The sequence below is a fragment of the Corticimicrobacter sp. genome (assembly GCF_040137905.1).
Taxonomy (GTDB): domain Bacteria; phylum Pseudomonadota; class Gammaproteobacteria; order Burkholderiales; family Burkholderiaceae_B; genus Corticimicrobacter.
Genome location: NZ_JBEFDG010000068.1, coordinates 19,164 through 42,745 on the forward strand (window position 1 = coordinate 19,164; position 23,582 = coordinate 42,745).

Genomic DNA, 23,582 nt, shown 5'->3' on the forward strand with positions numbered 1-23,582 from the left:
TCATGCTCCCAAAGCAGTCAGGGCGGCATCAAGCGATGCCGGATCGGTAATCGACAATGCGGTCAGGTCGGCATCGATGCGCTTGACCAGTCCGCTCAGCACCTTGCCAGGGCCGCACTCGACCACGTGCGTGATGCCCTGTGCCTTCATGGCCTGGATGGTCTCGACCCAGCGCACAGGGTGCCAGGCCTGCCGGACCAGCGCATCGCGGATGGCATCCGGTGCAGCCTGGACAGCCACATCGACGTTATTGATGACAGCCACCTGCGGTGCCTTGATCTCGACACCGGCCAGCGCCGACTGCAACACCTTGGCGGCCGGCTCAAGCAGGCTGGAATGAAAGGGGGCAGACACAGGCAGCAGCAGGGCGCGCTTGGCACCGGCTGCCTTGGCAGCCTCGCAGGCGCGCTCGACGGCCGCCTTGGCCCCAGCGATCACGACCTGAGCCGGCGCATTGAAATTGACGGCCTCGACCACCTCGCCCTGCGCGGCCTGCTGGCAGACGGCAACGACAGCCGCATCATCCAGCCCCAGAATGGCGGCCATCGCCCCGGTACCCACCGGCACGGCGGACTGCATGGCATCGGCACGCACGCGCACCAGGCGCACGGCATCCTCAAGCGACAGCACACCTGCCGCCGTCAAGGCGGCATATTCGCCCAGACTGTGCCCTGCCATGACGGCGGGTTGTGCACCGCCAGCAGCCAGCCAGGCGGCATGGATCGCCACATCGGCAGCCAGCATCACGGGCTGGGTGTTGGTCGTCAGGTTGAGCTGCTCGGCAGGGCCCTGTGCGATCAGCGCAGCCAGATCCTGACCCAGCGCCTGACCGGCCTGCTCGATGATCGCTGACACAGCCGCATTGCCGGCCCATGCATCAAGCATGCCGACAGACTGGGAGCCCTGACCCGGAAAGACAAAAGCAATTTTCATGGATGGATTTGCCTCGTTTGCGAATGATTGGTTGCAGAGAAATCGCGCCGCCCGGCAACATTACATGCGGGCCAGCACGGATCCCCAGGTGAAGCCGCCACCCACACCCTGCATCAGCACATGTTGTCCTGCCAGAATGCGGCCTTCGCGCCGCGCGACATCCAATGCCAGCGGTACGCTGGCAGCCGATGTATTGGCATGGCGATCCAGCGTTACCACGACTTGCTCCATGGGAACGCCCAGCTTGCGTGCCAGCATATTGAGAATGCGCAGGTTTGCCTGGTGCGGAATCATCCAGTCGATCTGATCGAGCGCGACTCCGGCCTCTTCGCATACCTCACGCGCCGATTTCTCCAGCACGGTCACGGCCTGCTTGAACACCGCCTGACCATCCATCCGCAGGAAAGGATCACCGGTCACCTGTCCGTAGGCCACATTGCCTGCCGCACAGAGGATTTTCATCTGGCTGCCATCAGCATGCAGACTGGCAGCCTTGATGCCCGGCTCGTCGGCTGCGCGCAGGACGACCGCACCGGCACCATCGCCGAACAGGACGCAGGTACTGCGGTCGCTCCAGTCCAGAATGCTGGAAAACACTTCCGCACCGATGACCAGCGCACAGCGTGCGCGACCCGCACGGATAAAACTGTCGGCTGTCGTCAGGGCATAGACAAAACCACTGCACACTGCCTGAACGTCGAACGCCGCGGCACCAACGGAACCAAGGCGTCCCTGCACCAGGCAGGCCGTACTTGGAAACACGAAATCGGGTGTGGACGTCGCCACGATGATGAGATCGACCTCATCGGCCGTGACATTGGCATCCTCGAGTGCCCGCCGGGCCGCTTCGGTCGCCAGTGCACTGGTTGTCACGCCCCGATCGGCAATATGACGCTGCCGGATACCGGTACGATCGACGATCCACTGATCGGAAGTTTCAATGCCACGACTTGCCAGCTCTTCAGCCAGCATGTCATTGGACACCACTCGTGGGGGCAGATAGCTGCCGGTACCGGCGATCTGAGCATATTTCATGGTGACTCCCATCAAGCGACGGCGCCTCCTTCTGCGCCATTCGCATCATGCCGTGCATCGGCCGGCAATACGCCCGCCGCATCAAGGCTGCGCCGAATCTCGGCAACCTGCTGTGCAGTTCGTTCCAGCAGGCCATTGGCCACTGCCTCGCGGGCACGCTCAAGCGCGCAACCGTAGGCATAGGCATCGGCAGAACCGTGGCTCTTGATGACCACGCCGCGCAACCCCAGCAGGGCTGCGCCATTGTAGCGACGATTATCCACCCGGGTACGCAGTCGGCCCAGCACGGGACTTGCAAACAGGCCAGCCAGCTTGCTGAGCAAGCCGCGGTGGAATTCTTCGCGAATCATGCCCGACAGCATACTCGCCAGCCCCTCCACCGATTTCAATACGACATTGCCGACGAAGCCGTCACAGACCACGACATCGACCGTACCCTTGAAAATATCGTTGCCCTCGACGTTGCCGTAGAAGTTGAGCGGACTGGCACGCAGCAATTCTGCCGCCTCCTTGACCACATCATTGCCCTTGATCGCCTCTTCGCCGATATTGAGCAACCCTACGCTGGGTCGGAGTCCGGCAGTCTGGCACTGGACCAGAGCGGCCCCCATGACCGCGAACTGCAGCAGGTGCTCGGGCGTGCAATCGACATTGGCTCCGAGATCGAGAACGGTCGTTCCGCCACCCTTGCGGTTAGGCAGTGCAGTCGCAATCGCCGGCCGGTCTATGCCATCCAGCGTTTTGAGCACATAACGCGACACCGCCATCCAGGCACCGGTATTACCAGCAGAGATACAGGCGTCGGCCTGACCATCCTTGACTGCCAGAGCAGCCAGTCGCATGGAGGAATTCTTCTTGCGACGCAGGGCAACCTCGACAGGATCATCCATGGCCACGACTTCGTCGGCATGGATGATCTCGATGCGATCCCTGGGTGCAGCAGCATCTGCGGCAACAAGCGCGCCAATGGGTTCGGACAGGCCGACCAGCAGCACATGAACATCCGGATAGCGACGCAAGAAATCAAGCGCTGCCGGCACGGTCACGGGCAAACCCGCATCCCCGCCCATGCAGTCAATAGCGATACGTATCACGATGTCAGCTTTTCAGGACCAGAAAGAAGTCGGCGCCGGACCTGCCGGCGCCACTGTTCGACCTGACAGGCGGATCAGTCTTCGCTGTTGGTCTTGAGCACCTTGCGGCCACGGTAGAAACCGTCGGCGCTGATGTGGTGACGCAGGTGAACCTTGCCCGTCGTCGGCTCGACGGCCGTGGGTGGGTTGGTCAGAAAGTCGTGGGAACGATGCATGCCACGCTTGGAGGAAGACTTCTTGTTTTGTTGAACAGCCATGATAACTCCTGGAAACGGATCGTATTGTACGCGATGTACGCAACTGGCGACCCGCAAGTGGTTCAAAAACGATTACTGCTTTTTATCTTTCAATGCCGCCAGCGCCGCAAAAGGTGACGGACGCTCGGGCAACTCGGGTGCCGGCTCGACCTCGACCGGCAATTCACACTGCGCATGACGAGGCACATAAGGCACCGCCAGCACCAATTCATCCTCGATCAGACCAAGCAGATCGAATCGACTGGAGCACAACAGCCGCTCGGGCTCCTCCAGCATGCCATCCTCTTCTTCACCACCTGGCGCGTCGGCATTCAGTTCTGCCTCGCTATCGACCAGATCAAACGTGGCATGCACATCGATTGACCAGGGAAAGGGCTCCAGGCAACGCTGACACTCGACCTGCGGATCCGCCTTGACCTCGAGCTCGAAACGCGGCTCGCCACGCACACCCCTGACGCAACGTGCAGACCATGACACACCGGCCTGCGACAACTGTTCAGGCAGACCATCAAGCAGCCGGGAAAAACGCGCCAGCGGCAACCGACCTTCCGTCGAGTACGACAATCGTCGCCACTCAAGCAAATTCACGCAATGCAGATTCTGTTCTGCTGATTGCTGCCCTGCTTTTTGCAGTTTATCCTGAGGCGATCCACTCATTACAGAGGCCTAGCCGACGAAAAACATAAGATTCTAGCTTTTTCCGACCACACTGGTCAAATCCTGCCTGTCGGCAATCGTCAGTTTCACGACACTATGGTCCGGCATCACGGCACATGAACGGCCCTCATGCTTGGCCTGGTACATCCGATGATCAGCCAGTTCAACCAATGATGTCCAATCCCCGGCACCATCGGCGCGCCGTTCGGCAATGCCCACCGAGGCAGCCAGCGCGCGTCCATCCAGCCGCTGCCCCAGCCCTCCCGCCTGTATCCGCCCCAGGAAAATAGGTAGCTGGGATACTGCCATCTCAGGCAGTACGACGACAAACTCCTCTCCGCCCCAGCGCACCAGCGCATCCCCTCGCCTCAGGTATTTTTTCAGTTCGGCCACCAGCGACCGCAGCGCCTGGTCACCCGCATCGTGCCCAAACTGGTCATTGATAGACTTGAAATGATCAATATCGAAAAAGGCCAGCGCCAGTGGCGCATCCGCCTGTTCCGCCAGCAAAAACAGCCGCTCCAGGGTTTCAACCCCCGAGCGCCGCGTCAGCGCCCCCGTCAGAGGGTCTGTCGTGGCCTGGTGCACCAGACTCTCCATGTAGTGCGACTGACTCATCCCCGAAAACATCGACACGCCCGTCATCATGCACATGAACCAGAGTGTCGCCCCATGCTGCGTCAGCGAGAGTGCATGATCGGACAGTTGCAACCCTGCCACCGCCGTCGTCAGGGCAGGCAGTGACAGCAACAGGATTTCAAGCGCAGACAGCGGAAAAATCGCCAAGCCGCCCAGCACGATAGTCGGCATCAGGGCATACAGCTGCACGACCAGTCGCTGTTCCTCGGTCAGGCTCGCAATATCGACAGCCAGCAGAACGCCAAGGTAAAACAGCGAAGGAACCAGCAGCATGCAAAACAGCATTCGCATGGCCTGGCGATATGGCCGACGCGGCGGCAGATCACGCGGCCAGGCCAGCACGGCAAAGACCGCTCCGGCGATGAAGCGCAAAATGGTCAGCCTGGTTGCCTCGACCGCATCAAAGACCCACCAGTCAACGATTGCGCACAGCGGCACCAGCCAGGCAAACAGGAAGCAGATCAATTGCACCCGAGCCATGATGACCGAAGCCGCATGACGACGAATGGATGGGGAACGCCCAAACGGCACCACCAGCCGCAGTAATTGCCGAAACGAAGGATGCGTCGGTCCAACGATATTCTGCAGGATAGAGGACCAAGAGTGCTTGATGTTCAGCATATCGGAACCGCTCCTTCTCAACGAGCAATCGTTTTTTCTTGCTCCTCGATATCCCATTTAATCAAACGGCAACAAAAAATGTCTTGTTCCATATCAACGTGTCTATCTCCAGCATTGACTCACGCGACGATGGGGCCGCATCTGCCAAGAGATGCGGCCCCATCAAACCGCTCATGCGTCGATTATTGCAACACGTGCGAAAATACAAACTGACCATCGCGCCAATCAACCGGCACGACATCACGCGGCCCGAAGCGCCCCTCCAGAATCAACTTGGCCACGGGGTTCTCGATATACTGCTGGATCGCCCGCTTGAGCGGACGGGCGCCGAATACAGGATCAAACCCAGCCTGGGCAATCTGCGCCAGTGCAGCCTCAGACACATCAAGCTCCATGTCCATTTTCTGCAGCCTTTGCGCCAGACGCTGCAACTGGATGCGGGCAATCGACTCGATGTGCTTGCTGCCAAGCGCATGAAACACCACCACCTCGTCGATACGATTCAGGAACTCGGGACGGAATGCCTGTTTCAGCTCATCCCACACCACCGCCTTGACCGCCTCATACGGCTGGTTCGCCATGTTCTGGATCTGCTGCGAGCCCAAATTGGACGTCATGACGATGACGGTATTGCGAAAATCGACCGTCCTGCCCTGACCGTCCGTCAGGCGACCATCATCCAGCACCTGCAGCAGCACATTGAATACATCGGGGTGCGCCTTTTCGACCTCATCGAGCAGCACCACGCTGTACGGCTTGCGCCGCACGGCCTCGGTCAGATAGCCCCCTTCCTCGTAGCCCACATATCCCGGCGGCGCGCCGATCAGGCGGGCAACCGAATGCTTCTCCATGAACTCACTCATATCGATGCGAATCAGATGATCCTCGGCATCGAACATGAACTCGGCCAGCGCCTTGGTCAGTTCGGTCTTGCCCACCCCCGTCGGCCCCAGGAACAGGAACGAGCCATAGGGTCGGTTCGGATCAGACAGGCCGGAGCGGGAGCGGCGGATGGCATCCGACACCAGCCGCACCGCCTCGTCCTGCCCGACGACGCGCTTGTGCAGGAAGCTTTCCATCTCAAGCAGCTTGGTGCGCTCACCCTGCATCATCTTGGACACAGGAATGCCGGTGGCACGCGACACGACCTCGGCAATCTCTTCGGTGCCTACCTGGGTACGCAACAGGCGCGGACGCTCGCTGCCCCCCTCGTTCACCACCTTTTCGCTACCCTCGGCAGTACGCAGGCGCGCCTCCAGTTCAGGCAACTGCCCATACTGCAGCTCGGCCAGCTTGTCGAACTGCCCCTTGCGCTGGGCCTCGGCCATCTCGGCACGCAAGCGCTCGATCTCTTCCTTGATCGCCTGGGTACCCTGCACGGCAGCCTTCTCGGCCTTCCAGATCTCTTCGTAGTCGTTGTACTCGCGCTGCAGACTCTCCAACTCGTCTTCAATAGCCTTGAGTCGGCGCAGGGACGCCTCGTCGGTCTCCTTGCGCACGGCCTCGCGCTCGATCTTGAGCTGGATGATCCGTCGGTCGAGGCGATCCATCACCTCAGGCTTGGAATCGATTTCCATCCGGATGCGGGCAGCCGCCTCATCGATCAGATCGATGGCCTTGTCGGGCAGGAAGCGGTCGGTGATGTACCGATGCGACAACTCGGCCGCCGCCACGATGGCCGGGTCGGTAATCTCGACGCCATGATGCAGTTCATAGCGCTCCTGCAGACCGCGCAGGATCGCGATAGTCGACTCGACATCCGGCTCGCCGACCAACACTTTCTGGAAGCGACGCTCCAGGGCGGCATCTTTCTCGATGTACTTGCGGTATTCATCGAGCGTGGTGGCACCAATGCAATGCAGCTCGCCACGCGCCAGGGCAGGCTTGAGCATATTGCCTGCATCCATGGCACCCTCGGCCTTGCCGGCCCCCACCATGGTGTGGATTTCGTCGATGAAGACAATGCAGTTGCCCGCCTCCTGGGCCAGTTCCTTGAGTACCGACTTCAGGCGTTCCTCGAACTCGCCGCGGAATTTGGCACCTGCCAGCAGGGCGGCCAGATCGAGCGACAGCACGCGCTTGTTCTTGAGCGTCTCGGGTACCTCGTGATTGACGATACGCTGGGCCAACCCTTCCACGATGGCCGTCTTGCCGACCCCCGGCTCACCGATCAGCACCGGGTTGTTCTTGGTGCGACGCTGCAGGATCTGGATGGCCCTGCGAATTTCGTCGTCCCGGCCGATCACCGGATCGAGCTTGCCTTCCCGGGCACGCGCCGTCAAATCGAGCGTGTACTTGCCCAGCGCCTCGCGATTGGCTTCACCTTCGGCATCCTGCACCGATGCACCACCACGCACTGCCTCGATGGCGGCTTCGAGCGGTGCGCGCTGCAGCCCCGCATCACGCAGGATGCGGCCCGCTTCGCCCTTGTCATCGGCCAGCGACAGCAGGAACAGCTCGCTGGCAATATAGGTATCACCACGCTTGGCAGCCTCTTTGTCAGTACGAGCCAACACTGCCTGCAGGTCACGGCCGACCTGCACATTGCCGTCTCCGCCCTGCACCTGCGGCAACGCCTTGAGCGCACCATCCAGCGCCGCCCCTACCCGGTTGACGGCCACCCCGGCACGCGCCAGCAGGCTGCCGGCCCCGGAATCGGCATCCGCCAGCAGCGCCGACAGCACATGCACCGGCTCTATATATGGATGGTCATTGCGTACAGCCAGGCTCTGGGCATCGGCCAGCGCCTGTTGGAACTTGGTCGTGAATCTGTCGAATCGCATGATTTTTTCCCTGTTTGTTTCTATATCCGCGCAGCCAGACAGGCCAGCATTACCCGGACATTGCTGATGGACAATTAGATAAGGGTGAACCCGCAAAACTCAAGACATGCCACCACAATCAACACAGATATGGTAAAAGCGAAGATAGCCGAAAAAGGGGCCATCTGCCTATCTTCATAGATACAGACTACAATAGCCTCCACTGTTGACCAGATATTCACGCAGATACATGCAAAAACGGGTACCCATTACTGGCGATTCCACCCAATGTTCGACCTGTATGCTAGGGCATGTCTGTCTGCCGGTCGGCATGCCGGCCGAAGACATCGACAAGCTGAGCGCACTGGTTCGTGAGCGCGTGCGGGTAGAAAAAGGCCGTACGCTCTACACGCTGGGCGACGAACTGGATGCCGTGTACGGCGTGCGCTCGGGCTCGATCAAGACCCAGATAGAGCGCGCCGAAGGCCAGCTCCAGATCACCGGCTTTCATCTGCCCGGTGAACTGGTCGGCATGGATGGCATGCTCGAAGGCCATCATATGTCCACGGCAGTGGCATTGGAAGACACAGAAATGTGCGTCATCCGCCTCGCAGACCTGGATCGCATTGCCTCACAGGTCCCTGCCCTGCAGCCACAATTCCGCCGCTTCATGAGCAAGGAAATCATCCGTTCGCAGCACATGCTGCTGACGGTGGGTTCGCTGCGTTCCGAGCAACGTCTGGCCGCCTTCCTCCTCAATTTATCCCAGCGGCTGTCGATGCTGGGCTACTCGGCCAACGAGTTTGTGCTGCGCATGAGCCGCGAAGATCTCGGCAACTATCTCGGGCTGACGCTGGAAACCGTCAGCCGACTGTTTTCGCGGTTTGCCCGAGAAGAAATGATCCGCATCAACCAGCGCGAAGTCGAGATTCTCGACATGCCACGCCTCAAGAAACTGATCGGCCAGGACACTTAGCCTGCGAAGGCCTGGCAGAGATCGCCCTTGCAATCACGGGACACGATCCGATCACATCCGTCACGAAAAACGGGCTCCTTGCGGAGCCCGTTTTCATTTCAGCAAGGAAATTTCACGCCTGCAGCAAAGCGCCTGCTCAACCCGGTGCCAGCACATAGCGGACAAGCGCGATCCAGCCCGGCGCAGCAGCTGCAAAAGCCAGGACGCAGACAATCAGGGTCGAAGATGCCTCATTGATGTAGGTCTGGAAACGGCCCGCCATCACGATGCCGGTAAAGGCCGGAGGCAACGCAGCCAGCAGTACCATTTGCTCCAGGTGCGCATCAGGAACGCCAAGCAGCAGGCAGACCGCCAGCATGCTGGCAGGCATCAGGATCATCTTGACAATGCTGTTCCAGATGACTTCCAGACTGATCTGGAATTTGTGCGCAGACAGGACCAGGCCTGCGGCAAAGACGGCAACCCCGGAGTTGGCGTGTCCGATCAGCGACAGCGGCGGATCGATCATTTCAGGCACCCTGACGCCAATCAAGACCAGCACAAAACCGATCAAAGGTGCCAGCACAACCGGCTCCTTGACGGCCTTGATCAAGGCCGCTGTCGGCTTGGTACCCGCAGGTGCCACGAAAAACATGCCAAGCGGTACCAGCAGGACATTGACGATCAGCGCCATAATGGCCACGGTCATTGCCGCCGAACCACCGAAGATCGGTGTCAGCACCGCGATACCCAGAAAGCCGACCGTTGGAGCCCCTGCGCTCAAGCCTGCCAACCCGGCTTCCTGTTTGTCATGCTTGAATACCAGGCGAGCCCCGATCAGCGCGATGAAATACCAGGCGATCAGCACCGCAAAGGCGGCAATGAAAAGCCGACTATCGGCAAACAGCTCTTGGCGTGAAGACTTGACGATGGACACGAACAGCACCGCCGGCAAGCAGTAATCCAGGACCAGTTTATTGAATCCGGCAGCCTGGGTCTGATCAAAAATATTGCGCTTTCCTGCCAGAAAACCAAGCAGCAGCACGAAAAAGATCGAAACGATGTCCTGAATGATTGCAGTCATGACAGTACTCCATTGCCTTTTGAAGGCCGGGCTTTCCGGTTTGTTGCCGGAAAGCCCGGGCACCAGCCTTTACTTGACGACGGAGCGTCGTTCGCGGCGCAGCGCAGCCATGGCCACATCATCGAGATTGAGGTGTCCACGCACCAGATCCGGCGGCGTCAGGGCCAACCACTGGTTCAGGGAAATATCCTTGTAGATCGGCGTATTGAAGATATTGAGCACCCGTACAGGCTTGTCGCCGATATTTTCGATATAGTGCGCCAGCGTACGGGGCACATAACCCACATCGCCCGCCCGATAATTGAAGGTACGTGCCTTGGACGTCGCATCAAACACGGTCATGCGCGCCTCGCCCGACAGGTAATACTGCCACTCGTCACCGTCCGGATGCCAATGGATTTCACGCAATGCACCCGGCTCCAGATCGATGATCAAGGCCGACATATTGGTGATCGGGAAATTCTTGGCATCAATGATGGTCGTGGCACCTGCCGGCCCCCATTGCGTAGGCTTCAGTTCAGATGAGTGGATCGTGTAGGGATTGTGTGGACGCTGGTCGGGCAAGTCCTTCAGCACCTCTTCCAGCGGTGCCGGCACAGGCAGGCGGAAAATATACTTTTCCTTGGGCGGCAGATTGTCGAAATGCTCGGCAGGAATGCCGAAATTCTTGGCGATCACGTCACGCGGCATATGCGCCATCAGCTCGGTAACCAGCAACGTCTCATTTTCCGAGAAGTTGCCATCATCGAACACCAGCAGGAATTCGCAGCCGCCCTCCAGACCCTGGATCGAGTGGGGTGTCCCCGAGGGAAACAGCCAGATATCACCGGCTTCCAGATCATCAATGAACACGTTGCGGTCGGGATCGACCACAGTGACGCGGCAACGGCCTTCCAGTACATACCCCCACTCCGCTTCCTTATGCCAGTGCAGTTCGCGCACCACACCCGAATCCAGGCGCATATCCACGCCAGCCAGACCCTTGGCCGCCGGCAATTCGCGCACCGTGACCTCGCGTGCCCAGCCACCTTCTTCCAGGCGGTTATGCGCCATGCCGAAGGAGAATTTGAGATTGGGGATGGAACCGTTGTCGGTTTCGGGAGGAATCAGAATATCGGGATTCTGACGATCAAGTTCAATATTGCGAGGGCCAGGATCAGTCGCACCTTTATCACCACGAATAGGCTGCAGAGCGTCTTTCTCAGTCATACATATCACCTCGATCAAGTTATGTCCAAAAAAGCCATTGATCTATTTAACCGATAGATCAAGACCCAATCGATATTATCAGTAGCAACATGACCATTCAAGGTAATACTGAAATTCAATTTCCCATAAGGGAAAACACCTAGTCAATTTTGAAATATACAAAAACAATGAATTAATATTTGCCCTGTCGAAAGCAAAAACCCAATCAAAACAAATCGATTGCCATCAGCCACAAAAAAACCAACGGAACTGTGAATATATTATTAATTCATAAATATAAAACACAAAAAAACATTCAAAACATTCCAACACAACTCAATATGATTCACGACAAAAAGCACAAAACAGCGTCATGATGCACAGTCAAAGCCGTCGATTCACACATATGATCTACTGTCAGGGGCTATCGACAGGCAAAAAAAATGCCTGCCCGAATCGGGCAGGCATTTCTGCATCAACAGATGGGTGATCAGCGCTCCGTCACATCCACCTGCTCGATCACCACAGATGCTGCGCCAGCCTGGGCAGGCTGCACCCGTTCGATCACCAGCCCGCGCTTCAGGCCTTCGTTGAGAGGCTGATCACTGAATTGCTGCAGTGCCAGGGTAATGGTCACGGCACAGGCAACGATCGCAATGGCCGGCCCCGCCATCAGGAACCAGGGCCAGGGCTCACGCCACCACGGGCCGGATTGCAGATTCGTTGCTTTTACTGTTGCCATGTTGACCACCCAAATAAGTGCATGTTGAAACGAAAGCGCCGCCCCCGTTCCCTGATGCCGATATCTTCATGATACGCGCTTCGGAAAGGGTGCGGCAAGGATCACACTGACTGGTGCGATCCTTCCTGCTGTTTACTGCTGCGCAACAGGAGGCACAGGATTGTCCGGGCGGCTCCAGACCCAGGCAGCCAGGATCTTGATCTGCTCGGGCGTCAGGATCTTCTCGTGCGCCGGCATGCGGTTGGTACGGCCATTCTGGATCGCCTCGACGATCTTGGCTTCGGAACTACCGAAGATCCAGACATCGTCCGTCAGGTTGGGCGCACCCAGCAACTGGTTGCCCTTGGCATCTGCGCCGTGGCAAGCCACGCAGGTTTCCATGAAAGCCCGCTCACCGCGAACGGCACGCAGTTGGTCATGGGCCAGACCAGACAGGGAACGCACATAGTTGGCGATATCCACAGCCGTTGCACCGTCGATCACCTCACCCAGCGGTGCCATGATGCCATGGCGACCATAGGTGATGGTCTGGACGATGGTCTCAGGGTCGCCACCATATTGCCAGTCATCGTTGGCCAGGTTGGGAAAACCGGTGCTGCCGCGTGCGTCGGAACCGTGGCACTGTGCACAGGTATTCAGGAACAACCGCTGACCAATGGCCATGGCATCCGGATCCTGGGCAATCTCGGTGACATCCATCGCACCGAACTTGGCATAGATCGGACGAACCCGCTCAGCCTCGGCAGCCAGAGCATCCTGGACTTCCTTGGCCTGCGTATGCTGCAAGTAGCCGCCATAGCTGCCCAGGCCCGGGTAGAGCACCAGATAGCCAATGCCGAAAATACACATCAGCAGATACATCCAGGTCCACCAGCGCGGCACCGGGTTGTTCAGCTCGGCCACACCATCCCATTCGTGGCCCGTGTTTTCAGCAGTGTTGGGCGGTCGCTTGCCCAGCCAGGCGCGCTGCGTCCAGAGCAGCCAGACGCACCAGAGAATACCGGCCAGGGAAATGCCGCCAACGTAATATCCCCAAAAGCCGCTGACATAATCATTCATGCCCGTTCTTCCTTTCTTTTTGTTCCACGGAGTCTTCTTCCGGCAGATCGAATGGCAGCATTGCTGCTTCTTCGTTGGCCTTCTTGCGGCCCTTGGAAAAAGCCCACCATACGATGCCGATGAAGAACACCAGCCCGACCAAAGTCATGATGCCATTCAGAGTGCCGTTCATATAAAGATCCTGTTATTGCTGAGCAGCCTGCGCTGCCTGTTCACGGGCGTCACGCACGCCCACCCCAAGCCCCTGGAGATATGCGACCAGGGCGTCCTCTTCCGTATAGCCTTGTCCATCAACCTGAGCAGGTGCCGCGGCAATCTGTTCTTCGGTGTAGGGCACGCCCAGGAAGCGCAGCGCATTCATGCGCGACTGGAGCTCGCTGGTATCCAGAGCCGTGTTCTGCAGCCAGGGATAGGCAGGCATGTTCGACTCGGGCACCACGGCACGGGGATTGCGCAGGTGAATGCGGTGCCATTCATCGGAATAGCGCTCACCCACGCGGGCCAGATCGGGACCGGTACGCTTGGAGCCCCACAGGAAGGGGTGGTCGTAGACCGACTCCCCTGCCACCGAGAACTCGCCATAGCGCTGAACCTCGGCACGCAGTGCACGGATCTGCTGCGAGTGGCAGCCGACACAGCCTTCGCGGATATAGATATCCCGACCCAGCAGGCGCAGCGGCTCGTAGGGCTCGACGCCCGGAGTCGGTGTAGTGGTCGAATGCTGGAAGAACAGCGGCACGATCTGCACCAAGCCAGCAACGGCAACGACCAGGATGCTCAGAACGATCATCAGGCCGACGTTCTTTTCAATCGTTTCGTGCGAAAAGAATTTGGATTTTTTTTCTGACATGACCTTTCTTCCTCAAACTTGAGCTGTCGCGACAGAAGCTGCTGCAGCCGGCTTTGCCTTCGACTGATCAGCCAGGCTATCCGGGATCTCGAGATTGTCGATAGCCTTGCCAGCCATCGCCGTCTTGTAGGTATTCCAGGCCATGACCAGGGCACCCGTCAGGAACAGTACACCGCCCATCAGACGAATCAGGTAGAACGGATAGGTCGCCTTCACGCCTTCGACGAAGGTGTAGGTCAGCGTACCGTCAGGCTCGGTAGCACGCCACATCAGACCCTGCATCACACCGGCAATCCACATTGCAGCGATATAAAGCACGATACCGATGGTCGCAACCCAGAAGTGCAGTTCGATCAGCGAGGTGCTGTACATTTTTTCGCGACCAAACATGCGCGGGATCACGTAGTAGAGCGAACCGAAGCTGATCATGGCCACCCAGCCGAGCGCACCCGAGTGCACGTGGCCGATTGTCCAGTCGGTGTAGTGCGACAGCGCGTTGACCGTGCGGATCGACATCATCGAACCTTCGAAGGTCGACATACCGTAGAAGGACAGCGACACCACCAGGAACTTGAGGATCGGATCGGTGCGCAGCTTGTGCCAGGCACCGGACAGCGTCATGATGCCGTTGATCATCCCGCCCCAGGAAGGAGCCAGCAGGATCAGCGAGAACACCATGCCCAACGACTGGACCCAGTCAGGCAACGAGGTGTAGTGCAGGTGATGCGGACCGGCCCACATGTAGGTGAAGGCCAGCGCCCAGAAGTGGACGATGGAGAGGCGATACGAATAGATCGGACGATCAGCCTGCTTCGGCACGAAGTAGTACATCATGCCCAGGAACGCGGTGGTCAGGAAAAAGCCCACGGCGTTGTGGCCATACCACCACTGCACCATGGCATCCTGCACGCCGGGATAGGCCGAGTAGGACTTGAACCAGCCCCAGGGCACTTCCAGGTTATTGAAGATGTGCAGAATGGCGATGGTCAGGATGAACGAACCATAGAACCAGTTGGCCACATAGATGTGGCGCGCCTTGCGCTTGACGATGGTACCGAAGAACACGATCGCATAGGACACCCAGACCAGCGTGATCAGGATGTCGATAGGCCATTCGAGCTCAGCGTATTCCTTGCTGCTGGTGTAACCCATGGGCAGGGAAATGGCGGCTGCCACGATGACGGCTTGCCAGCCCCAGAAGGTAAAGGCCGCCAGCTTGTCGCAGAACAGCCGCGCCTGACAGGTGCGCTGTACCACGTAGTACGACGTTGCGAACAGTGCACTGCCGCCGAACGCAAAAATCACTGCATTGGTATGCAGCGGCCGCAGGCGACCATAGGTCAGCCAGGGCGTATCGAAGTTGAGTGCAGGCCAGATCAGTTGGGCGGCAATAATGACCCCCACAAGCAAACCAACAACCGCCCACACCACCGTCATGATGGCAAATTGCCGGACTACCTTGTAATTAAAGGTATCCGCAATATTTGCGCTTACCGCGCGATCACTCATGGTCCATCCCCTATTAAGGAACACAAATTTACGGATGCTATTTTGCCTATAAGCACCCGCTATTGTGTTGACCTATATCAACGCCCGTCAGTCTGCTCCGGAGACTCTGAAGGCGTATCGGATGGCTTGTCATCGTCCAGCAGGACGGATTGCGCGGCATTATCGGTGCCTTCGAACTGGCCGGAGAAGATCGCCCACCAGAGCGCCCCGCCGATCAACAGCACGAATCCCATGGAAATGGGCAGCAACAGGTACAGAATTTCCATTGCGCTCCCCTATTTCGAACAACAGATTCGTTGTTTTTGGTCACAAAATACCGCTTGCCTGTTCATGCCTTGCGCATGAATCGAGCGTAAAGAATAGCACACGCACGATACCGCACAGAGCATCACGCCAGGGCCTTTGCGACACCCAGCGTAGCCGTCTGCGATCGCCAGCTCAGGCGCCAGGCATTGATAACCACGGCCAGGGACGACAGCAGCATGCTGAGCGCCGCCAGCCAGGGCGCAACCCAGCCCATGGCAGCCAGGGGCAATGCCAGCAGGTGCCATGCCAGCGAGCCGTAGAGGTTCTGGTTGGCCACACGGCGCACCCGCGCATAATAGGCCTGCAACTGGCTTTCGCCCAGCCCGCCGATGCGCGCCACCGTGGCGTCGCCTGCTGCCATGGCGGTCGGCACGGCCATCGCCAGGGCACAGGGACAGCTCATGACCAGCAATGCCACGCTGATCGGCAGGACCTGGGCTGGATCGAGCTGCCACCAGACCAGTGCCACTATCAGGGTAATGGATATCTGCAGCGTCACAAAAACCCCTGCGATGCGATCCGCCTGGGCCTCCATGCGGCGACGCACCTGAATGTCGGCGGGCAGGCGCAGCCCTTCACAGGACTGCCGCGCCGCCAGTTCGAGATAGCGGGCCGTCAGCAGGAATGATACGAACATGACGACGGAGTCGAAATAGACGTGGCCATTCTGAGTCCAGGTGGCATAGGCACTCGGAAAAAAGGCCGCCACGATCCCCAGCGCCACCGGCACGTCCATGCCCATCCGACCATTGCGCAATGCGACAAACGCACCGCGCCAGATCGGCAGCGCCGAATAGAGCACGACCGGCAGCGTCATGACCAGACTGGCCCAGTTCATCAGATAGATCGCCCAGTCGAGCGTGATCAGCGTTTCCTCGGCCATCGAACTGCTGCGCAGATAGCCAGGCAGGGCCAGCGTACTGACCTGCATCATCATCAGCCAGGCCAGCCCCAACTTGGCCAGCATGCGACGCCGCTCGAGGCGGGACTCCGGAGACAGGCGTTCCCCCGCCTTGAACAGGCCCTCGAGAAAGGACGCCCTTGGGGCAGTCGCTTCCGGCTCGGAAGAAATAGGTGCAGAACTCATGATGAGCATCATAAATCAATGCTGCCCTGCCGATTTGATGCATCTCAAGATTGACACGCATCAATACACTTGGGCTACAAAAGCAAAAAACCACCCGTCCTGGGACGGGTGGTTCCATATGCGCCACACCCAGCCTGGAAGACGGGCGGCACCTGGACAAGTACCGACTACGCTACTGCGGGCGCTGCGCCGTCAGGCGATGGCAGCAGCCTCGAACTGGGCCTCTTCGGTCGAGCCGGTCAGTGCCGTGGTCGACGAACGCCCCCCCTCGATGGTCTGGGTCACGACATCAAAGTAGCCGGTCCCAACTTCGCGCTGATGCTTGACGGCGGTAAAGCCACGTTCGGCCGCATCGAATTCCTTCTGCTGCAACTCGACAAAGGCGCTCATCTGGCGACGCGCATAGCCATGCGCCAGGTCGAACATGCCATAGTTGAGCGCGTGGAAACCGGCCAGCGTGATGAACTGGTACTTATAGCCCATGGCACCCAGCTCGCGCTGGAACTTGGCAATGGTGGCATCGTCGAGATTTTTCTTCCAGTTGAACGACGGCGAGCAGTTATAGGCCAGCAGCTTGCCCGGAAACTGGCGATGGATGGCATCGGCAAACTGGCGGGCATACTCCAGGTTGGGCGTAGCCGTTTCGCACCAGATCAGATCGGCATAGGGCGCATACGCCAGGCCACGAGAAATCGCCTGTTCGATACCCGCGCGGGTCCGATGGAAACCTTCCACAGTCCGCTCACCGGTCAGGAAAGGCTGGTCGTTTTCATCCACATCACTGGTCACGAGATCGGCCGCATCGGCATCGGTACGCGCCAGCAACAAGGTGGGCACATCCAGCACATCGGCAGCCAGGCGTGCGGCAATCAGCTTTGACACCGCTTCGCGGGTCGGCACCAGCACCTTGCCACCCATGTGGCCACACTTTTTGACCGAGGCCAACTGATCCTCGAAATGCACCCCCGAAGCCCCCGCCTCGATCATGGCCTTCATCAGCTCGTAGGCATTGAGGACACCACCGAAACCTGCCTCGGCATCGGCCACGATGGGCGCAAAGAAATCGAGATAGCCCTCATCACCAGGGTTGCGGCCTTCCGACCACTGGATCTGGTCGGCACGCTGCAAGGTATTGTTGATGCGGCGCACCACCTGGGGCACCGAGTTGGCTGGATAGAGCGACTGGTCAGGATACATCTCGCCCGCCAGATTGGCATCGCCCGCCACCTGCCAGCCCGACAGGTAGATTGCCTTGAGACCCGCCTTGACCTGCTGCATGGCCTGGTTGCCGGTCAGTGCCCCCAGCGAATTGATGAAGGGCTCGGTATGCAGCAATTTCCAGAGTTTCTCGGCGCCACGGCGGGCCAGCGTATGCTCGATCGGCAGCGAACCGCGCAGGCGGATCACGTCCTCGGCGCTGTAGCCACGCTTGATCCCCTGCCAGCGGGGGTCCTCGGCCCACTTCTTCTGCAGATTGCGGATTTCGGTTTCACGGGTATTGCTCATGGCATCGTCTCCAGTAATGACAGGAAGGAAATCTGTATGTGGGCCAATGTGTGCCCATCTGTTGAGAAACAGTGTATGCCTATGTTGCGCAGCAATAAACACTTATGTCTTATACAAGACAATAAATTTAATTCTTTATTATCAATTAAATAAGAAATTATTTTCACGATACGAAAAGAAAATGCAACCTATGAAACCGGACTGCGTTGCTGTGCAACATGACTTTTCGTATTATGAAAAGCACTGTCCGGCATATGAAATCGGCGATCCCCTACAATCACCGCATCCGCATTCAGGCAACCCCGACATCATGACGACACATCTGTCCGCACTGGGCCGCACGGTGCACTACCCCGACCAATACCAGCCCGACATCCTGCAGGCCATTCCGCGTGTAGAGGGCCGCCGTCACATCGGACTGGATGAGTCGCCGACATTCCATGGCAGTGATATCTGGAACGCTTACGAACTGTCCTGGCTCAACGCACGCGGCAAACCCGTCGTGGCCCTGGCCGAATTCGACTTTCCCTGCGACACGCCCTGCCTGATCGAGTCCAAGACGTTCAAGCTCTACCTGAACTCGTTCAACCAGACACGCTTTGCCGACGCCGACACCGTACTCGGCCACCTGCGCCAGGATCTCAGCGCAAGAGCAGGCGGCCCGGTCGAGGTCCGCCTGCTCTTGCAGGACACGCTGACTCAGACACGCATTGCAGAACCGGATGGCCTGTGCCTGGACCTGCTCGACATCGACATCCACGACTACCACCCGGCTCCCACCCTGCTGCAGTGCCTGCCGGAAGCACCTCACCTGGAAGAGCGGATGTATTCGCGGTTGCTGCGCTCGAATTGCCCGGTGACCGGCCAGCCCGACTGGGGCCATGTGGAAATCCATTACCGGGGACACCAGATCGACCATGCCAGCCTGCTGCGCTACATCGTCTCGTTCCGCCTGCACACCGGCTTCCACGAGCTGTGCGTGGAACAGATCTACGGCGATATCATGGCCCATTGCCATCCCGATGAACTGTTCGTGTATGCGCGCTATACCCGGCGTGGCGGTCTGGACATCAATCCCTGGCGCGCCAGTCACGCCCGTGTCGCTCCCCCAAATCTGCGCAGCGCCCGTCAGTAACACCTGTGGGAATGTCGCCACCCTTACAAAAAGATGCATTTAAAACACCAGGGATAACACGCGGCGTATTTACAGGGCAAAGTGGCGACGCTTCCTGTTCCACCCTATTCTCGGGAATTAGGTGCATATAAGTTCGACCTTTTCAAGGACTACGCATCACGCCTTGAAAAGAGTACACTCCGGCTCATCACAGGGTGATTGATATCTACCATATATATGGCCCAGACTATCAACACGCCTCTACATGTAGTTAATTCCACGAATCATCCAGACAGCTCCCCCCAGGGACCGCCCGGCCATCCGGTGCGTTGCGCCCGGTACGGCGCTTGTGGGACCACCACTGTCCGTGGAGTCGTCGCTATTTGTGGAGTCACCTCTATTCACGCACAGCAAAAGGTTTTTGCCATGACCAAATACGAGACGATGAAAGTCACCAAGCGCGACGGCCGTCTGGAGCCGATCGAGCTCGACAAGATTCATCGCGTCATCGACTGGGCCGCCAAGGATCTCAACAATGTCTCCGTCTCGCAGGTCGAACTGCGATCGCATATCCAGTTCTACGACGGCATCCGTACCGACGACATTCACGAAACCATCATCAAGTCGGCAGCCGACCTGATCTCCGAAGAAACGCCCGACTATCAGTATCTGGCCGCGCGCCTGGCGATCTTCCACCTGCGCAAGATCGCCTATGGTCAATTCGAACCACCGCACCTGTATGACCACGTCCAGCGCCTGACCGAGCTGGGCAAATACGATCCACACCTGCTGGCCGACTACAGCCGCGCCGAGTTCGACGAGCTGAACGACTACCTCGACCACTGGCGCGACATGAACTTCTCGTACGCGGCCGTCAAGCAGCTCGAGGGCAAGTACCTGGTCCAGAACCGCGTCACCAAGCACATCTACGAAAGCCCCCAGTTTCTCTATATCCTGGTGGCGATGTGCCTGTTCGCCAAGTATCCGGCAGAAACCCGGCTGGCCTACGTCAAGCGTTTCTATGACGCCGTATCGCAATTCAAGATCTCGCTGCCGACGCCGATCATGTCGGGGGTGCGCACGCCCACGCGCCAGTTCAGCTCGTGCGTCCTGATCGAGTGCGGCGACAGCCTCGACAGCATCAATGCCACCACCAGCGCCATCGTGCGCTATGTGTCGCAACGTGCCGGCATCGGCATCAACGGCGGGCGCATCCGCGCCGTCGGCAGCGAAATCCGGGGCGGCGAGGCGCAGCACACCGGCTGTCTGCCCTTCTTCAAGATGTTCCAGGCGGCGGTCAAGTCCTGCTCTCAAGGCGGCGTCCGGGGCGGCGCGGCCACACTGTTCTATCCGCTGTGGCATCTGGAAGTCGAGTCGCTGCTGGTACTCAAGAACAACCGCGGCGTCGAGGAAAACCGCATCCGTCACCTCGACTACGGCGTGCAGATCAACCGTCTGCTGTACCAGCGCCTGATCAAGGGCCAGAACATTACGCTGTTCTCGCCGCATGACGTACCCGGCCTGTACGATGCCTTCTTTGCCGACCAGGATGCGTTCGAGCGCCTGTATTCGCAGTACGAACAGGATCCGGCCATCCGCAAGCGCAGCCTGCCGGCCGTCGAACTGTTCTCGCTGATGATGCAGGAGCGCGCCAGCACCGGCCGCATCTACATCCAGAACGTCGACCACTGCAACACGCACAGCCCGTTCAATCCGGACAAGGCCCCCGTGCGCCAGTCCAACCTGTGCATGGAAATCGCCCTGCCCACCAAGCCGCTGGACGACATCAACGATGCAGAGGGCGAGATTGCCCTGTGCACGCTGTCGGCCTTCAACCTGGGGGCACTCGAATCACTGGATGAACTCGAAGGCCTGTCCGACCTGATCGTGCGCGCACTCGATGCCCTGCTCGACTATCAGGACTATCCGGTCAAGGCAGCGCTCAATGCTACCGAAAAGCGCCGCTCGCTCGGCGTGGGCGTGATCAACTATGCCTACTACCTGGCCAAGAACGGCACCCGTTATTCCGACGGCTCGGCCCTGGGCCTGACGCATCGCACCTTCGAAGCCATCCAGTACTACCTGCTCAAGGCCTCGGTCCAGCTTGCCCGCGAATACGGCCCCTGCAAGGCTTTCGACGAAACCACCTACGCAGCCGGCCTGCTGCCCGTCGATACCTACAAGAAGGATATCGATACCATCTGCGCCGAACCGCTGCACCTGGACTGGGAAGCCCTGCGCGCCGAGATCCTGGCCCATGGCCTGCGCAACTCCACACTGACGGCCCTGATGCCTTCCGAGACCTCCAGCCAGATCGCCAATGCCACCAACGGCATCGAGCCGCCCCGGGGCCTGGTATCGGTCAAGCAGTCCAAGGACGGTATCCTGCGGCAGGTGGTACCCGAGTTCGAGCGTCTCAGGGACCAGTACGAACTGCTCTGGAAGATTCCCAGCAATGACGGCTACCTCAAGCTGGTGGGCGTCATGCAGAAATTCGTGGACCAGTCGATCTCGGCCAACACCAACTATGATCCGCAGCGCTTCGAAGGCGGCCGCGTCCCCATGAAGCAACTGCTCAAGGATCTGCTGCAGGCCTACAAGTACGGCGTCAAGACGCTGTACTACCACAACACGCGCGATGGCGCCGAAGACGTCCATGGCGAAGTCGAGGACGACGGCTGCGCAGGCGGCGCGTGCAAGATCTGACGGAAGGCGTACACCATCATGGCATACAGCATTTTTTCCAAGACCGACAATGACCAGCTCAAGGAGCCGATGTTCTTCGGCCAGCCGGTCAACGTGGCGCGCTACGACCAGCAGAAATACCCGATCTTCGAGAAGCTGATCGAAAAGCAGCTTTCATTCTTCTGGCGACCGGAGGAAGTCGATATCTCCCAGGATCGTATCGACTACCAGAATCTGCCGGATCACGAAAAGCATATTTTCATCAGTAACCTGAAGTACCAGACACTGCTCGACTCCATCCAGGGACGCAGCCCCAACGTGGCGTTCCTGCCGCTGGTGTCGCTGCCGGAGCTGGAAACCTGGATCGAGACCTGGGCATTTTCTGAAACGATCCATTCGCGCTCGTACACGCACATCATCCGCAACATCGTCAATGATCCGTCGATCATTTTCGACGACATCATGCGCAATGAGCAAATCAGGCTGCGCGCCAGCGATATATCGTCGTACTACGATGAACTGATCCACGACACCATGCTGTATTCGCAGTTGGGTGCGGGCGAACACGTCATCAACGGCGAGACGCGACGCGTGAGCGAGTACGAACTCAAGAAGAAGATGTACCTGTGCCTGATGAATGTGAACATTCTCGAGGCCATCCGCTTCTACGTGAGCTTCGCCTGCTCGTTCGCCTTTGCAGAGCGCAAGCTGATGGAAGGCAATGCCAAGATCATCCGCCTGATCGCACGCGACGAGGCACTGCACCTGACCGGCACCCAGCACCTGCTGAACATCATGCGCTCGGGCCAGGATGATCCCGAATTCGCCAAGGTGGCCCAGGAAGTTGATCAGGCCTGCTTCGAGATGTTCAAGCAGGCAGCGATCCAGGAAAAGCAGTGGGCGGAATACCTGTTCCGCGATGGCTCCATGATCGGCCTGAACAAAGACATCCTCAGTCAGTACGTCGAGTACATCACCAACATCCGCATGACGGCGGTGGGTCTGAAGCCTGCCTTCGAGCAGGTCAAGCACAATCCCATTCCCTGGATCAATACCTGGCTGGCCTCCGATACCGTGCAGGTCGCGCCCCAGGAAGTGGAACTGAGTTCGTACCTGGTGGGCCAGATCGACGCCGAGGTTTCGGCCGATGATCTGAATGACTTCGAGCTATGACGCCACTTGTCACCACTTGGGACAAGCAATTCACGCTGCGCGAAGGGGAAACCTTGCTGGAAGGCCTGGAGCGCACCGGCCATGATGTCGAGTACCAATGCCGCAGTGGCTACTGCGGCATGTGCCGCCTGACCCTGCTGGAAGGCCGGGTCAGCTACCAGGAAAAGCCCCTGGCCTTTGTCGGCCCCAGCGAAGTATTGCCTTGCTGCTGCACTGTTCAGGAACCTGTCATGGTGGGCTGCGGCCTGCGTGCCGACCTGGACAGCCAGTTCGAACTCTTCCCAACCGATCTGCTCGGTACGCCGGACACGCCTCCGGCCTGAACG

General features: G+C 58.9%; 22 protein-coding genes. 5 read left to right on the forward strand and 17 right to left on the reverse strand.

From position 1 onward, the window contains the following. From fabD to clpB, 7 genes are all read right to left on the reverse strand, one after another. Nucleotides 1–933 (reverse strand): ACP S-malonyltransferase, encoded by a 933-nt coding sequence (fabD, locus tag ABN482_RS11355; RefSeq protein ID WP_349504093.1) that lies wholly within the window; start codon nucleotides 931–933, stop codon nucleotides 1–3. Between the two features lie 60 nt (nucleotides 934–993). After that, nucleotides 994–1,980, reverse strand: coding sequence for a beta-ketoacyl-ACP synthase III (locus ABN482_RS11360; RefSeq protein ID WP_349504167.1), 987 nt, complete (start codon nucleotides 1,978–1,980; stop codon nucleotides 994–996). Beyond that, nucleotides 1,980–3,062 carry a phosphate acyltransferase PlsX gene (gene plsX / locus ABN482_RS11365; protein WP_349504094.1) on the reverse strand — a complete coding sequence of 361 codons (1,083 nt, stop codon included), beginning with the start codon at nucleotides 3,060–3,062 and terminating at the stop codon, nucleotides 1,980–1,982. The genes ABN482_RS11360 and plsX overlap by 1 nt, the downstream gene beginning before the upstream one ends. 74 nt (nucleotides 3,063–3,136) lie before the next feature. Beyond that, nucleotides 3,137–3,319 (reverse strand): 50S ribosomal protein L32, encoded by a 183-nt coding sequence (rpmF, locus tag ABN482_RS11370; RefSeq protein WP_109061439.1) that lies wholly within the window; start codon nucleotides 3,317–3,319, stop codon nucleotides 3,137–3,139. A gap of 72 nt (nucleotides 3,320–3,391) precedes the next feature. Next, nucleotides 3,392–3,907 (reverse strand): YceD family protein, encoded by a 516-nt coding sequence (locus ABN482_RS11375; RefSeq protein ID WP_349504095.1) that lies wholly within the window; start codon nucleotides 3,905–3,907, stop codon nucleotides 3,392–3,394. A 102-nt stretch (nucleotides 3,908–4,009) separates the two neighbouring features. Further along, nucleotides 4,010–5,236, reverse strand: a complete 1,227-nt coding sequence (locus tag ABN482_RS11380; protein WP_349504096.1) for a GGDEF domain-containing protein — start codon at nucleotides 5,234–5,236, stop codon at nucleotides 4,010–4,012. A 182-nt stretch (nucleotides 5,237–5,418) separates the two neighbouring features. Next, nucleotides 5,419–8,019, reverse strand: a complete 2,601-nt coding sequence (clpB, locus tag ABN482_RS11385) for an ATP-dependent chaperone ClpB (protein ID WP_349504097.1) — start codon at nucleotides 8,017–8,019, stop codon at nucleotides 5,419–5,421. 229 nt (nucleotides 8,020–8,248) lie between these two features. Between clpB and ABN482_RS11390 the strand changes: the two genes are divergently transcribed. Further along, nucleotides 8,249–8,974 carry a helix-turn-helix domain-containing protein gene (locus ABN482_RS11390; protein WP_349504098.1) on the forward strand — a complete coding sequence of 242 codons (726 nt, stop codon included), beginning with the start codon at nucleotides 8,249–8,251 and terminating at the stop codon, nucleotides 8,972–8,974. Nucleotides 8,975–9,110: 136 nt separating this feature from the next. Here the strand turns inward: ABN482_RS11390 and ABN482_RS11395 are convergent, their stop codons facing one another. The 10 genes from ABN482_RS11395 to aceA form a co-directional block, all read right to left on the reverse strand. After that, nucleotides 9,111–10,037, reverse strand: a complete 927-nt coding sequence (locus ABN482_RS11395; RefSeq protein ID WP_349504099.1) for an AEC family transporter — start codon at nucleotides 10,035–10,037, stop codon at nucleotides 9,111–9,113. Nucleotides 10,038–10,106: 69 nt separating this feature from the next. After that, entirely contained in the window at nucleotides 10,107–11,246 is a 1,140-nt protein-coding gene (locus ABN482_RS11400; RefSeq protein WP_349504100.1) for an oxalate decarboxylase family bicupin, read from the reverse strand. A gap of 469 nt (nucleotides 11,247–11,715) precedes the next feature. Beyond that, on the reverse strand, nucleotides 11,716–11,967 hold the full coding sequence (locus ABN482_RS11405; protein WP_349504101.1) for a FixH family protein: 252 nt from the start codon (nucleotides 11,965–11,967) through the stop codon (nucleotides 11,716–11,718). Between the two features lie 132 nt (nucleotides 11,968–12,099). Then, nucleotides 12,100–13,026 (reverse strand): cytochrome-c oxidase, cbb3-type subunit III, encoded by a 927-nt coding sequence (ccoP, locus tag ABN482_RS11410; protein ID WP_349504102.1) that lies wholly within the window; start codon nucleotides 13,024–13,026, stop codon nucleotides 12,100–12,102. Further along, nucleotides 13,019–13,198 (reverse strand): cbb3-type cytochrome oxidase subunit 3, encoded by a 180-nt coding sequence (locus tag ABN482_RS11415; RefSeq protein ID WP_349504103.1) that lies wholly within the window; start codon nucleotides 13,196–13,198, stop codon nucleotides 13,019–13,021. Before ABN482_RS11415 ends, ccoP begins: the two co-directional genes overlap by 8 nt. Before the next feature lie 12 nt (nucleotides 13,199–13,210). Then, entirely contained in the window at nucleotides 13,211–13,876 is a 666-nt protein-coding gene (gene ccoO / locus ABN482_RS11420) for a cytochrome-c oxidase, cbb3-type subunit II (protein ID WP_349504104.1), read from the reverse strand. 12 nt (nucleotides 13,877–13,888) lie between these two features. Further along, the gene (ccoN, locus tag ABN482_RS11425) at nucleotides 13,889–15,385 is read right to left on the reverse strand and encodes a cytochrome-c oxidase, cbb3-type subunit I (protein WP_349504105.1); all 1,497 of its coding nucleotides are present in this window, start codon (nucleotides 15,383–15,385) and stop codon (nucleotides 13,889–13,891) included. Nucleotides 15,386–15,462: 77 nt separating this feature from the next. Then, nucleotides 15,463–15,651 carry a cbb3-type cytochrome oxidase assembly protein CcoS gene (ccoS, locus tag ABN482_RS11430; protein WP_349504106.1) on the reverse strand — a complete coding sequence of 63 codons (189 nt, stop codon included), beginning with the start codon at nucleotides 15,649–15,651 and terminating at the stop codon, nucleotides 15,463–15,465. Nucleotides 15,652–15,773: 122 nt separating this feature from the next. Continuing rightward, a complete protein-coding gene (locus ABN482_RS11435) occupies nucleotides 15,774–16,658 on the reverse strand; it encodes a P-type ATPase actuator domain-containing protein (protein WP_349504168.1) in 885 nt (294 codons plus the stop codon). Between the two features lie 312 nt (nucleotides 16,659–16,970). Further along, a complete protein-coding gene (gene aceA, locus ABN482_RS11440) occupies nucleotides 16,971–18,284 on the reverse strand; it encodes an isocitrate lyase (protein WP_349504107.1) in 1,314 nt (437 codons plus the stop codon). 310 nt (nucleotides 18,285–18,594) lie between these two features. On the opposite strand from aceA, the gene queF reads away from it, so the two are divergent. The 4 genes from queF to yfaE all read left to right on the forward strand — a co-directional run bounded on the left by queF (nucleotide 18,595) and on the right by yfaE (nucleotide 23,579). Then, nucleotides 18,595–19,419: an NADPH-dependent 7-cyano-7-deazaguanine reductase QueF gene (gene queF / locus ABN482_RS11445; protein WP_349504108.1), complete on the forward strand. Its 825-nt coding sequence runs from the start codon at nucleotides 18,595–18,597 to the stop codon at nucleotides 19,417–19,419. A gap of 405 nt (nucleotides 19,420–19,824) precedes the next feature. Continuing rightward, entirely contained in the window at nucleotides 19,825–22,104 is a 2,280-nt protein-coding gene (gene nrdA / locus ABN482_RS11450) for a class 1a ribonucleoside-diphosphate reductase subunit alpha (protein WP_349504109.1), read from the forward strand. Between the two features lie 18 nt (nucleotides 22,105–22,122). Then, the gene (nrdB, locus tag ABN482_RS11455) at nucleotides 22,123–23,256 is read left to right on the forward strand and encodes a class Ia ribonucleoside-diphosphate reductase subunit beta (protein ID WP_349504110.1); all 1,134 of its coding nucleotides are present in this window, start codon (nucleotides 22,123–22,125) and stop codon (nucleotides 23,254–23,256) included. Then, the gene (gene yfaE / locus ABN482_RS11460) at nucleotides 23,253–23,579 is read left to right on the forward strand and encodes a class I ribonucleotide reductase maintenance protein YfaE (RefSeq protein WP_349504111.1); all 327 of its coding nucleotides are present in this window, start codon (nucleotides 23,253–23,255) and stop codon (nucleotides 23,577–23,579) included. Before nrdB ends, yfaE begins: the two co-directional genes overlap by 4 nt. The last annotated feature ends 3 nt before the right edge of the window (nucleotides 23,580–23,582 follow it).

Coding starts and splice junctions, on each gene's coding strand:
- fabD (WP_349504093.1), bottom strand. CDS start 933: ATGAAAATTGCTTTTGTCTTTCCGGGTCAGGGCTCCCAGTCTGTCGGC.
- ABN482_RS11360 (WP_349504167.1), bottom strand. CDS start 1,980: ATGGGAGTCACCATGAAATATGCTCAGATCGCCGGTACCGGCAGCTAT.
- rpmF (WP_109061439.1), bottom strand. CDS start 3,319: ATGGCTGTTCAACAAAACAAGAAGTCTTCCTCCAAGCGTGGCATGCAT.
- ABN482_RS11380 (WP_349504096.1), bottom strand. CDS start 5,236: ATGCTGAACATCAAGCACTCTTGGTCCTCTATCCTGCAGAATATCGTT.
- clpB (WP_349504097.1), bottom strand. CDS start 8,019: ATGCGATTCGACAGATTCACGACCAAGTTCCAACAGGCGCTGGCCGAT.
- ABN482_RS11390 (WP_349504098.1), top strand. CDS start 8,249: ATGCAAAAACGGGTACCCATTACTGGCGATTCCACCCAATGTTCGACC.
- ABN482_RS11395 (WP_349504099.1), bottom strand. CDS start 10,037: ATGACTGCAATCATTCAGGACATCGTTTCGATCTTTTTCGTGCTGCTG.
- ABN482_RS11400 (WP_349504100.1), bottom strand. CDS start 11,246: ATGACTGAGAAAGACGCTCTGCAGCCTATTCGTGGTGATAAAGGTGCG.
- ABN482_RS11405 (WP_349504101.1), bottom strand. CDS start 11,967: ATGGCAACAGTAAAAGCAACGAATCTGCAATCCGGCCCGTGGTGGCGT.
- ccoP (WP_349504102.1), bottom strand. CDS start 13,026: ATGAATGATTATGTCAGCGGCTTTTGGGGATATTACGTTGGCGGCATT.
- ABN482_RS11415 (WP_349504103.1), bottom strand. CDS start 13,198: ATGAACGGCACTCTGAATGGCATCATGACTTTGGTCGGGCTGGTGTTC.
- ccoO (WP_349504104.1), bottom strand. CDS start 13,876: ATGTCAGAAAAAAAATCCAAATTCTTTTCGCACGAAACGATTGAAAAG.
- ccoN (WP_349504105.1), bottom strand. CDS start 15,385: ATGAGTGATCGCGCGGTAAGCGCAAATATTGCGGATACCTTTAATTAC.
- ccoS (WP_349504106.1), bottom strand. CDS start 15,651: ATGGAAATTCTGTACCTGTTGCTGCCCATTTCCATGGGATTCGTGCTG.
- ABN482_RS11435 (WP_349504168.1), bottom strand. CDS start 16,658: ATGCTGGCCAAGTTGGGGCTGGCCTGGCTGATGATGATGCAGGTCAGT.
- aceA (WP_349504107.1), bottom strand. CDS start 18,284: ATGAGCAATACCCGTGAAACCGAAATCCGCAATCTGCAGAAGAAGTGG.
- queF (WP_349504108.1), top strand. CDS start 18,595: ATGACGACACATCTGTCCGCACTGGGCCGCACGGTGCACTACCCCGAC.
- nrdA (WP_349504109.1), top strand. CDS start 19,825: ATGACCAAATACGAGACGATGAAAGTCACCAAGCGCGACGGCCGTCTG.
- nrdB (WP_349504110.1), top strand. CDS start 22,123: ATGGCATACAGCATTTTTTCCAAGACCGACAATGACCAGCTCAAGGAG.
- yfaE (WP_349504111.1), top strand. CDS start 23,253: ATGACGCCACTTGTCACCACTTGGGACAAGCAATTCACGCTGCGCGAA.